The following is a 10,912-nucleotide window of genomic DNA, read 5'->3' on the forward strand; positions in this document are numbered from 1 at the left end:
GCTGGGCGCGCGGATCGTGCTGCACAGCGCGACCAAGTACCTCGGCGGGCACGGCGACGTGCTCGGCGGAGTCGTCGCCTGCGACGAGGAGTTCGCCCGGCGGCTGCGCCAGGTCCGGTTCGCCACCGGCGGCGTCCTCCACCCGCTCGCCGGCTACCTCCTGCTGCGCGGCCTGGCCACCCTGCCCGTACGCGTACGGGCAGCGTCCGCGACCGCGGCGCGCCTCGCCGAGCGGCTGGCCGCCGACCCGCGCGTCGCCCGCGTCCACTACCCGCGGATCGGCGGCGCGATGGTGGCCTTCGAGGTGTACGGGGACCCGCACGAGGTGATCGCCGGGGTGCGGCTGATCACCCCGGCCGTCAGCCTCGGCAGCGTCGACACGCTCATACAGCACCCGGCCTCGATCAGCCACCGGATCGTGGCCGAGGGCGACCGCCGCGCCCACGGGGTGGGCGACCGACTGCTGCGGATGTCGGTGGGACTGGAGGACGAGGAGGACCTGTGGCGCGATCTCGACGTCGCCCTCGCCGCGGCCGAAACAGCGGCCGCCTCCGGTGAACGATCGGAAATCTTCGGCTAGTTCGGCCGCGCGTGGCCTGGTCGGGCCCGGCCGGTGTGGCTGGATGCGGCGGCTGCCTCCGGTGAACGGGTGGGAACCCCCGGCTAGTTCAGCCGGATGAGGTCCGGTCGGCGGGGTTTCGGCCAGGTCGGTGTGGCTGAAACGGTTGCCGTCCTCCGGCGAACGGGCGGGAATCCGCGGCTAGTTCAGTCGCGCGTGGTCCGCCGTCGCGTCGGCTGCGGGCTCTCGCGTGCCGTACGGGCCGTCGTGCGGGCCGTGGTGGCCGAAGGGGGACAGGCCGAGGCGGGCGGTGACGACCATGGTGCCCTCCTCGATCCGGTGCTCCAGCGGCAGACCGAGCCCCCGCATCGCGGCCAGCATGCCGGTGTTCGAGGACTGCGTCACCGCGTACACGTTCCCGCAGCCCGTCTCGACCGCCAACGCGACCAGCCGGTGCAGCAGTTCGGCGCCGATGCCCCGCCGCTGCCAGGCATCCTCGACGATGAGCGCGACCTCGGTCTCGTCCCCGTCCCACATCAGGTGGCCCAGCGCGACGATCCGGCCCGAGGCGCTCTCCACGGCGAGGGTGTGGCCGTGGCGGGGGCTCAGCAGGTGGGCCAGGTACTTGTCGGCGTCGCCGACCGGGCCGTGGTAGCGCAGCCCCAGGGTGCGTTTCGAGCAGCGCCCGTGCATCGCGAGCGCCGCGTCGAGGTCGGCGGTGTCGGCCCGCCGTACGGTGATCTCGTTCGCCTCCGGCAGGGTCAGAACGTCAGTCATGCGACCACCCTGCCTGACGGGTGTTGCGTGATCACGAACGCTCTGTGACCGGCGGGTTAAGGACGGCTTGGACTGCTTATGGCCTGATTTCGACCTTGGCCGAATATCTGGCCTCCAGGGCCTGAGTGCCCCCGGCGACGGCCCAAGCGTGCCCTCGCCCATCACGGCCCAAGCGCCTCAGTCACGCCCCTACCCGTGACCGCCCCGCCCCTCACTGCCCCACGCGTCCAGGTCGCAGCGTCTTGGTGAACAGTACGGCCCCTCCCTGCTCGCGCAGACGTACCGTCAACTCGCCGCTGTGGCCGTCGATATCCGCCTCGCCGTAGAACTGGAAGCCCTCGGCGGGTGAGACGTTCGCGCGCGTCGGGGCCTTCACGAACACCCGCTCCGGGCCGAACGTCGCGTCCAGCGCGTTGGCCGGGAACGCACCCGCGTTGAGCGGCCCGGACACGAACTCCCAGAACGGCGCGAAGTCACCGAACGCCGCCCGTGCCGGGTCGTAGTGCTGCGCCGAGGTGTAGTGCACATCGGCCGTCAGCCACACCGTGCCCGTGATCCGCCGGTGCTTGATGTGGCGCAGCAGCTCCGCGATCTGGAGCTCACGCCCCAGCGGAGCCCCCGGAGCGCCCTGCGCGACCGCCTCGAAGTCCGCCGTACCGTCCGGCACGACCAGCCCGAGCGGCATGTCGGAGGCGATCACCTTCCACACCGCCTGCGAGCGCGCCAACTCCCGCTTCAGCCAGGCCAGTTGCTCGGACCCCAGAATGCCCTGCGCGTCCTTCACCTGCCGCCCGGGCGAGTTCGCGTTCCGATGCGTACGCATGTCCAGCACGAACACATCCAGCAGCGGGCCGTGCCGGACCACCCGGTGCACCCGGCCCTCACCGTTGGCCCGCAGCGAGGAGAGGGGGAAGTACTCGGCGAACGCCCGCCGAGCCCGCGCCGCGAGCACGTCCACCCGCTTCTCGGTGTAGCGGGCGTCGTCCAGGATCTCGCCCGGGTACCAGTTGTTGACCACCTCGTGGTCGTCCCACTGCACGATCGACGGCACCTGCGCGTTGAACCGCCGCAGGTCCTCGGCCAGCAGGTTGTAGCGGAAGTTCCCGCGGTACTCCGCGAGCGTCTCGGCGACTTTCGCCTTCTCCTCGGTCGTGACGTTCCGCCAGGTCCGGCCGTCCGGCAGTGCCACCGATGCTGCCAGCGGCCCGTCGGCGTAGATGGTGTCGCCGCTGCACAGGAAGAAGTCGGGGTTCCGGCGGCGCATCTCCTCGAAGATCGGATAGCCCCCGCCCCGCTCGGGGTTGATGCCCCAGCCCTGCCCGGCCAGGTCCCCCGACCACAGGAACCGCACCCCGTCCGAGCGCCGCGTCGGCGCCGTACGGAACGTGCCGTACACCGGCTCGCCCGTACGCCGCGGATCCTCCGGGTCGGCGAGCACCACCCGGTAGTGCACCTGCTGGCCCGGCGGCAGCCCGCGCAGCGGCACCGTCCCGGTGAAGTCGGTGCCAGGGCCGGTCAACGGGCCCGGTACGCGCCGCGCGTTGCGGAAGGACTCCGTCGCCGAGGTCTCCACCACCACCCGGGCCGGCCGGTCGGACCGCACCCACACCAGGCCCGAGGAGGACGTCACGTCTCCGACCTGCATACCCCAACGGGCCGACGGCCGCCCCGACAGCGCCTGCGCGGGCGCCGCCCAGGCCGGCGGCAGCGCGGCCGGCACCGCCAGGCCCGCTGAGGCCGCAGCCCCGCCCCGCAGCACCGCGCGCCGCCCCACTCCCTGACCGGATCCCCGTTCCATTCCGCAACCTCCCCTGTCCACCGGCCGCTCTCCCGGCCGTCCGTGATGCCGTCCTGTTGCTACCGGCTTGCTACCGGCACCAGATGCCCGGCAGCGGAACCCCCAGTGAACAACCGGATGCAGGCCCCCGGAAAGCGGCACGCCGTACGCGGGCGGGAACGCGCGCTAGGACGAAGTGCCGCGCCGAATCTCGTAGTTGAAGTCGGCGTGCCCGAACCTCCCCATCAGCGTGAACCAGAACGGCATCAGCATCTCCGTGCAGCGCGCCGACTCGATGCCGCCCAGGTCCAGGATCCGCTCCGCGGGCCAGCCGAAGTCGCCCAGCAGCGCCACCGCGTCGGCCTTGGCCTCGGCGCTGTCCCCGCAGACGAACAGCTGGTGGTCGCCCGGCACCCGGCCCGGCTCCACCATGACCTGGCAGTTGACGGTGTTGAGGGCCTTGACCACCCGCGCGTCCGGGAAGCGGCGCTGGATCCGCGCGCCCACGCTGTCCGATTCCACCGGCGACAGGCGCAGCCGCCCCTCCTCGAAGAAGAGCGGATTGCACGCGTCGATCAGCAGCTTGCCGCCCAGATGCGCCGCGCCCGCCGCCTCCAGCGCCTCCAGTGCCGCGGTGCCCGTGACCGCGTTGACCACCCGCTCGCCGAACGCCGCCGCCTCCGCGAACGTCCCCGTGCCCGCGCGCGGACCGGCCTCCGAAGCCCACGCCAGCGCCTTCTCGTTGCTCTTGCTCCGTGAGCCCATCACCACGTCGTGGCCCAGCTCGACCAGCTTGCCCGCCAGGGTCCGGCCGACGTCGCCGGTGCCCAGTACGCCGTACTTCACCACACCTCCCGGGACGGGCCGCCACGGTCGGGGCGGCCGGCAGGGTCATTGTGTTGCGTCACGCAGCGTTTGCGTCTGGACACGGCGCGGTCATTCGGGTGGGATGTCTGCCATGGCCACGGACACCGCCGGCGCCGCCGCCGACGCCTTCGAGGAGCAGCGCCCCCTGCTGACCGGGGTCGCCTACCGCATGCTCGGCCGGGCGGCCGACGCCGAGGACGTCGTCCAGGAGGCCTGGCTGCGCTGGGCGCGCACCGACCGGGAGACCGTATGCGAGCCCCGCCCCTATCTCGTACGCGTCACCACCCGGCTCGCCCTCGACCGGCTGCGCCAGATCGGTTCCCGGCGCGAGACCTACGTGGGCCCGTGGCTGCCGGAGCCCATCGCCACCGACTACGCGGGCACGGTCCCGGACGCCGCGGAGCGGATGGCGCTCTCGGACTCCGTGTCGCTGGCCGTGCTGGTCGTGCTGGAGTCCCTCTCCCCGCTGGAGCGCGCGGTGTTCGTGCTCCGCGAGGCCTTCGGCTTCCCGTACGCGGAGATCGCCGGGATCCTGGAGCGCGCCGAGCCCGCCGTACGCCAACTCGCGGGCCGCGCGCGGCGCCACGTCGCCGAGCGGCGGCCCCGCTTCGCCGTGGACCCGACCGAGCGGCGCGACCTCACCGAGCGGTTCCTCGCGGCCGCGGGCGGCGGCGACCTCGACGGGCTGCTGGCGCTGCTCGCGCCCGACGCCCGGCTGGTCGGCGACAGCGGCGGCAAGGCCAAGGCGCCGCTGCGGGTCCTGGAGACCGCGGACAAGGTCGGCCGCTTCCTCGCCGCCGTCGCCGTAAAGCCGCTCTTCGAAGGCGAGTTCCGGATCCGGGAGATCAACGGCGCCCCGGCCGTGCTGGTGCTCTCCGGCGGGAAGCCGGACAGCGTGCTCTCCCTGGACGTGACCGAGGACGGCCGCATCGGCTGCGTGTACATCATCCGCAACCCCGACAAGCTCGCCCTGCTCGCGCCTTGAACGGCGCCGGGCGCCACAGACGCGGCGGCCCCGCGCCGTACGGGTTACATCCCGCCCGCGACCCGCAGCACGGCCCCCGTGGTGTACGAGGCCTCCGCCGACAGCAGCCAGGCGACCGCGCCCGCGACCTCCTCCGGTTCGCCGGGGCGGCCCATCGGGATCCGGTCCGCCCGGCGCCAGGGCCGCTCCGGGTCGCCCATCGCCGCGTGGATATCGGTGACGATCATGCCGGGCTGCACGCAGTTGACCCGGATCCCCTCCGCCGCCAGCTCCTTGGACAGGCCCACGGTCATCGCGTCCACGGCCGCCTTGCTCGCCGCATAGTGCACATAGTCGCCGGGGGAGCCCAGCGTCGCGCCGCCCGAGGAGATGTTGACGATCGCCCCGCCGCTGCCGCCGTACCGGGTCGACATCTCCCGTACGGCCCGGCGCGCGCACAGCAGCGCGCCCGTCACGTTGACGTCCACCACGCGGCGCATCACCTCGGGCGAGGTGTCCGCGAAGCGGCCCAACGGGCCGGTGATTCCGGCGTTGTTGACCAGCCCGGTAACCGGGCCCAGCTCCGCCCCGACCGTGTCGAACAGTGCCTCGACCCGCTCGTCCGCGCTGGTGTCGACCTGGACGGCCACGCACCGCGCGCCGGCCTCGCGTACGGCGGCCGCGGTCCGCTCGGCCGCCTCGCGGTCGCGCTCGTAGCCGATGCCGATCCGGTGGCCGGCCGCCGCCAGCCGTACGGCGACCGCGGCGCCGATGCCCCGGCTGCCTCCGGTGACCACCGTGACGTGGTCCTTGGCCTGGTCCATCGCTCGCCGCCTCCCACTGGGCCGATGATCGGCGACGCTACACCGGGGCGGGCCGGGAGCGTTCCGCCGGGACCGTCGCCGGCGGCCCGGTCCCCGCCGCGGATGCGCGAATGCCGTGTGAACGGTGTGCGGCGTTGCCGTGCAAGAGGGTTCGTCCGAACCAGGATTGGTCTTGACCAAGTGGGGGTGCCGACTTATGGTCGCAGGAGTAGTGCAAGAACCTTTAATAAACAAGGGCGTCAAAAATCCCGCTGGGGACACGGTGATTGCGGAGGACAGGGTGGGGACCACGCAGCTCGAAACGGTGCCGGAGCCCAAGTACTGGCACCTGAAGACCGTGCTCAGCGACGCGCTGGACTCCGAGTTCGAGGTGGGCGAGATCCTGCCCAACGAGCGGGAGCTCGCCGCCCGGTTCGGCGTCGCGCGGGCCACCCTCCGCCAGGCGCTCGAGCAGCTCGAACTCGAAGGACGCCTCCAGCGCAGACGCGGCGTGGGCACCACGGTCGCCCCGCCCCGCATGGGCGTGGACGTCGGCGGCGAACAGCAGAGCTGGCCGGGCTCCACGGCCGACGGCTGGCAGCCCGTCGGCTGTGAGGAGGCCGCACCCCCCGCCGCGATCGCCCGGCTGCTGGGCGCGCGTCCCGGGGAGCCGGTGCACACCGTGCGCCGCAGCCGGATCACCCACGGCCAGACCGTCGCCGCCGAACTGCTCTACGTGCCGGGCGGATCCGTGCCCGGCCTCACCGCCATCGGCGACCGGGGCGCACCGCACGCCCGCGCTGTGCTGCGCGAGCTGCGGCGGCTCGAACTCGAGGGCCAGGAGCGGGCGGTGGAGCTCGGCTCGGCCCGCGCCGACGACGCCAAGCAGCTGGACCGGCTCCCCGGCGCACCCGTCCTGGTGGTCACCACCCGCTACGTCTCGGGTGGCCGTACGGTCGCGGTGGCCGTCGCCACGTACCGTGCGGACACCTGCCGCCTGACGTTCGGCGAGACCGGCTCGGTCCAGATCACCCACCACGAGGAGAGCCGCCGGGCCTCCTGAGGCCCTCCTGAGGCGGCTCGTCCAGCGATCGATGCGGTTCGCTCAGCGAAGCGCGGCGGCGGTGGGCTCCACGGCGAACAGCTCCGACTCCACATGGTCAAGTGCGAGTCGGAGCGCGCCCGTTGCCACCGCCGCCTCGCCGAGCATCGACAGCACGACCCGGGGCGGCCGCAGGCAGTAGCGGTCCAGCTCGCCGCGGAGCGGCCCCAGCACGTCGTCCACGTCCGAGGCCCAGCCGCCGATCACCACCAGCTCCGGGTCCAGCGCCAGCACCAGGGCCGCCACGTCGTGCACCAGCCGCTGCACGAACCGCTCGACGGCCTGCCGCGCCGGCGCGTCGCCCTCCCGGGCCCGCGCGAACACCCGCGCCACCGCCCCCTCGTCGAGCGGGGACAGCGGCTCGCCGGTCGTGGACAGCACCTGCTCCGGGGTCGCCTCCCGCCCCAGCAGGTGCAGCGCGCCGATCTCCCCGGCCGCCCCGCCGAAACCCCGGTGCAGCCGGCCGCCGATGAGCGAGCCGGCGCCCGGGCTCAGCCCGGCCAGCACGAACACCACGTCGTCCGACTCGACGCCCGCGCCCTTCCAGTGCTCGGCCACCGCGGCCGCGTTGGCGTCGTTCTCCACCAGCACCGGGCAGCGGAAGGAGCGCCGCAGCCGCTCGCCGAGCGGCAGCCCGGTCCAGCCGGGCAGCGCGGTGCACAGCCGCACGCTGCCGTCCGCCGCCAGGACCCCGGGCGTGCCCACGCCCACCGCCCGCAGCGAGGAGCGGGCCACCCCCGCGCGCCGCAGGAGGTCGGCCACCAGCCAACGGGCCTTCTCCAGGCGCTCGTCCGCCAAGGCCGCCTCCGCCACCTCGTGGGCGGCGGAACCGGTGACCCGGCCGCGCAGATCGGAGAGCAGGACGGAGATCCGGTGCGAGCCGATCTCGATGCCCAGCAGGTGCCCGGCCTCGGCGCGGAAGCGGAACCGCCGCGCGGGCCGCCCCTGGCGGCGCGCCTCGCCCTCCTCGGCGGGCACCTCGGTCACCAGACCGCTCTCGATCAGGCCCTCGACGACCCCCTCGACGGTCGGCCGCGACAGGCCCGTGGACTGGACGAGGCCGGTGAGCGTGGCGGGGCCGGCGTCCCGCAGCGCGTGCAGCACCACGGCCGAGTTGATCCGTCGCAGCAGGGAGGGGTCCCCGCCGGTGAGCCGCGCCAATCCGGCCCCCTTTCCCGTGCGTTCGAGCCGGATCGTAGCCGCTGGAACGCCTGCTCGACAGCCGTACGGCGGTCCCCGGACCTCAGGCCACGGGCAGGCCCGCGGCCTCCCGCAGCCGCCCGAACTCCTCGGCCATCGCCGCCGCCGACCAGTGCGCGTTGAGCCCGCTGGGGTTGGGCAGCACCCACACCCGCGTGGAGCCGACGGTGCGCTCCTGCGGCCCCACGCGCGCGTGCCGGTCGCCGAAGGCGACGCGGTACGCGGTCACACCCACCACGGCGAGCCACCGCGGCCCGTACCGCTCCACCTTCTCGAGCAGCATCCGCCCGCCCGCGCGCAGCTCCTCGCCCGTGAGCTCGTCCGCCCGCGCCGTCGTACGGGCCGCGACGTTGGTGATGCCGAGCCCGTACGAGAGCAGTTCCCGCTGCTCCGAGGGGTGCAACTGGCGCGGTGTGAACCCCGAGGCGTGCAGCACCGGCCAGAAGCGGTTGCCGGGCCGGGCGAAGTGGTGGCCCGTGGCGCCCGACATCAGGCCGGGGTTGATGCCGCAGAACAGCACGTGCAGGCCGTCGGCGAGCACGTCCTCGATGGTCTTGCCGCGGGCGGCCGCCAGCTCTTCGGGAGTCGGCCGGGGCGCCCGACGCCGGTTCGACGGCGGCTGGTTCGACGGCGGCCGGGAGGACGGCGGCCGGGGCGCCGGAGGCTTCAGAGGATCGCCCCGGGGGAGTAGGCGGCGGCCTCCGGGTGCCGGGCCGCGACCTCCTCGATCCGCCGCACGACCTGCGCGACCTGGTCCGAGGCGGCGCCGGTGAAGGACAGCCGGTCGGCCATCAGGGCGTCCAACTGCCCCCGGTCCAGCGGGATCCGCTCGTCCGCGGCGAGCCGGTCCAGCAGCTCGTTGCGCTCCGCGCCCTTCTCGCGCATCGCGAGCGCGGACGCCACCGCGTGCTCCTTGATGACCTCGTGCGCGACCTCCCGGCCGACCCCGGCCCGCACCGCGCCCATCAGCACCTTGGTGGTGGCCAGGAACGGCAGGTAGCGGTCGAGCTCGCGGGCCACGACCGCGGGGAAGGCGCCGAACTCGTCGAGCACCGTCAGGAAGGTCTCCAGCAGCCCGTCGAAGGCGAAGAACGCGTCCGGCAGCGCGACGCGGCGCACCACGGAGCAGGAGACGTCGCCCTCGTTCCACTGGTCGCCGGCCAGCTCACCGGTCATCGAGGCGTAGCCGCGCAGGATGACGGCGAGACCGTTGACGCGCTCGCAGGAGCGGGTGTTCATCTTGTGCGGCATCGCGGACGAGCCGACCTGGCCGGGCTTGAAGCCCTCGGTCACCAGCTCGTGCCCGGCCATCAGCCGGATCGTCTTGGCGAGCGAGGACGGCGCCGCGGCCAGCTGCACCAGCGCGCTCACCACGTCGTAGTCGAGGGAGCGCGGGTAGACCTGGCCGACCGAGGTGAACGCGTGGCCGAAGCCGAGGTGCTCGGCGATCCGCCGCTCCAGCTCCGCCAGCTTGCCCGTGTCGCCGCCGAGCAGGTCGAGCATGTCCTGCGCGGTGCCCACCGGGCCCTTGATCCCGCGCAGCGGGTAGCGGCCGAGGAGGTCCTCCAACCGGCCGTGGGCGACGAGCAGTTCGTCGGCTGCGGTCGCGAACCGCTTGCCGAGGGTGGTGGCCTGCGCCGCCACGTTGTGCGAGCGGCCCGCCATCACCAGCTCGGCGTGCTCGGCCGCCAGCCGGCCCAGTCGCGCCAGCACCGAGACCGTGCGGTCCCGGACCAGTTCGAGGGAGAGCCGGATCTGCAGCTGCTCGACGTTCTCGGTCAGGTCGCGGGAGGTCATGCCCTTGTGTACGTGCTCGTGTCCGGCGAGGGCGTTGAACTCCTCGATCCGGGCCTTCACGTCGTGGCGCGTGACCTTCTCCCGCTCCGCGATCGAGGCGAGGTCCACCTGCTCCAGCACCCGCTCGTAGTCGGCGAGCGCCTGCTCCGGAACGTCGATGCCGAGGTCCTTCTGCGCGCGGAGCACGGCGAGCCAGAGCCTGCGCTCCAGCGCCACCTTGTGCTCGGGGGACCACAGGACGGCGAGCTCGGTGGAGGCGTAGCGGCCGGCCAGGACGTTCGGAATGCGGGGCTTGGAGGTCACGTGGCCAGATTCTACTGGCCGTAGCCGCAGGCCAGCGCCCCGCCCTGGTCAGAGCTCCGACGCGGGCCCGGCCGCCGACTCGTACGAAGGTCCGAGCGGGAGGTCAGGCCTCGTACGGCAGGAGCTCCGCGCGCTTGGGCGGCAGGCCGTCGCCCGAGGAGCGGCCGGTCAGCCGGCGCCCTATCCACGGCACCAGGTGCTCGCGCGCGAACCGCAGGTGCCCGGCCTGCCGTACGGGCCAGGGCGCGGGTACGGCGGGCGGCAGCGCGGCCCGCCAGTCCTCCGCCGGCTCGTGCCCGAGCGTCTGCCACACCGCCTCGGCCACCCGCCGGTGCCCCTCGGCGTTCAGATGCAGCCGGTCGTCGGCCCACAGCCGGGAGTCGCCCAGCACCTCGGCGCCGAACAGGTCCACCACCACCGCCCCGTGCCGCTGCCCCAGCGTCTCCAGATGCGCGAACAGCCGCTCCATGCGCGGCAGGAAGCGCATCGCCACCGGGCCGCGGCGGGCCGGGCTGCGCATCAGGACGAGCCGTCGGCAGCTCGGCGCGAGCCGGGTGACGGCCTCCTCCAGCCGGTCGCACACCTCGTTCAGGTCGCACTTGGGGCGCAGCGTGTCGTTGAGCCCGCCCACGAGCGTGACCACATCCGCGCCCATGGTCGCGGCGAGGTCCACCTGCTCGTCGACGATCTGCCCGATGAGCTTGCCGCGCACCGCGAGGTTGGCGTAGCGGAAGCCGGGCGCGCGGGCCGCGAGGCGCCCGGC

General features: G+C 73.8%; 10 protein-coding genes and 1 pseudogene. 3 read left to right on the forward strand and 8 right to left on the reverse strand.

Going from position 1 to position 10,912, the window contains the following annotated elements; all coding sequences use genetic code 11:
- Window positions 1–580 (forward strand): PLP-dependent transferase (locus tag AOK16_RS22810; RefSeq protein ID WP_205627762.1); only part of this gene is annotated, 580 nt, incomplete at its 5' end.
- Window positions 581–760: 180 nt separating this feature from the next.
- On the opposite strand, the pseudogene AOK16_RS22815 reads toward AOK16_RS22810, so the two are convergent.
- The 3 genes and pseudogenes from AOK16_RS22815 to AOK16_RS22825 all read right to left on the reverse strand — a co-directional run.
- Window positions 761–1,339: pseudogene (locus AOK16_RS22815) on the reverse strand (N-acetyltransferase family protein); the annotation flags it as partial.
- Window positions 1,340–1,547: 208 nt separating this feature from the next.
- On the reverse strand, window positions 1,548–3,134 hold the full coding sequence (locus AOK16_RS22820; RefSeq protein WP_055474032.1) for an alkaline phosphatase D family protein: 1,587 nt from the start codon (window positions 3,132–3,134) through the stop codon (window positions 1,548–1,550).
- A gap of 165 nt (window positions 3,135–3,299) precedes the next feature.
- Window positions 3,300–3,959 carry an NADPH-dependent F420 reductase gene (locus AOK16_RS22825; protein WP_055474033.1) on the reverse strand — a complete coding sequence of 220 codons (660 nt, stop codon included), beginning with the start codon at window positions 3,957–3,959 and terminating at the stop codon, window positions 3,300–3,302.
- 112 nt (window positions 3,960–4,071) lie between these two features.
- On the opposite strand from AOK16_RS22825, the gene AOK16_RS22830 reads away from it, so the two are divergent.
- A complete protein-coding gene (locus AOK16_RS22830; RefSeq protein WP_055474034.1) occupies window positions 4,072–4,965 on the forward strand; it encodes an RNA polymerase sigma-70 factor in 894 nt (297 codons plus the stop codon).
- A gap of 44 nt (window positions 4,966–5,009) precedes the next feature.
- Here the strand turns inward: AOK16_RS22830 and AOK16_RS22835 are convergent, their stop codons facing one another.
- Complete coding sequence (locus tag AOK16_RS22835; RefSeq protein ID WP_055474035.1) at window positions 5,010–5,768, reverse strand: SDR family oxidoreductase; 759 nt, start codon at window positions 5,766–5,768, stop codon at window positions 5,010–5,012.
- 280 nt (window positions 5,769–6,048) lie between these two features.
- Between AOK16_RS22835 and AOK16_RS22840 the strand changes: the two genes are divergently transcribed.
- Window positions 6,049–6,810: a GntR family transcriptional regulator gene (locus AOK16_RS22840; protein ID WP_055474036.1), complete on the forward strand. Its 762-nt coding sequence runs from the start codon at window positions 6,049–6,051 to the stop codon at window positions 6,808–6,810.
- A 42-nt stretch (window positions 6,811–6,852) separates the two neighbouring features.
- On the opposite strand, the gene AOK16_RS22845 is transcribed toward AOK16_RS22840, so the two are convergent.
- The 4 genes from AOK16_RS22845 to AOK16_RS22860 all read right to left on the reverse strand — a co-directional run.
- A complete protein-coding gene (locus AOK16_RS22845) occupies window positions 6,853–8,010 on the reverse strand; it encodes an ROK family transcriptional regulator (protein ID WP_055474037.1) in 1,158 nt (385 codons plus the stop codon).
- Between the two features lie 82 nt (window positions 8,011–8,092).
- Window positions 8,093–8,590, reverse strand: coding sequence for a G/U mismatch-specific DNA glycosylase (gene mug / locus AOK16_RS22850; protein ID WP_055474038.1), 498 nt, complete (start codon window positions 8,588–8,590; stop codon window positions 8,093–8,095).
- Between the two features lie 125 nt (window positions 8,591–8,715).
- A complete protein-coding gene (gene purB / locus AOK16_RS22855; protein WP_055474039.1) occupies window positions 8,716–10,149 on the reverse strand; it encodes an adenylosuccinate lyase in 1,434 nt (477 codons plus the stop codon).
- A 103-nt stretch (window positions 10,150–10,252) separates the two neighbouring features.
- On the reverse strand, window positions 10,253–10,912 hold a 660-nt coding region (locus AOK16_RS22860), incomplete at its 5' end, for an SGNH/GDSL hydrolase family protein (protein ID WP_055474040.1).

The sequence above is a fragment of the Streptomyces pathocidini genome (assembly GCF_001418495.1).
Lineage (GTDB): Bacteria > Actinomycetota > Actinomycetes > Streptomycetales > Streptomycetaceae > Streptomyces > Streptomyces pathocidini.

Coding starts and splice junctions, on each gene's coding strand:
- AOK16_RS22820 (WP_055474032.1), bottom strand. CDS start 3,134: ATGGAACGGGGATCCGGTCAGGGAGTGGGGCGGCGCGCGGTGCTGCGG.
- AOK16_RS22830 (WP_055474034.1), top strand. CDS start 4,072: ATGGCCACGGACACCGCCGGCGCCGCCGCCGACGCCTTCGAGGAGCAG.
- AOK16_RS22835 (WP_055474035.1), bottom strand. CDS start 5,768: ATGGACCAGGCCAAGGACCACGTCACGGTGGTCACCGGAGGCAGCCGG.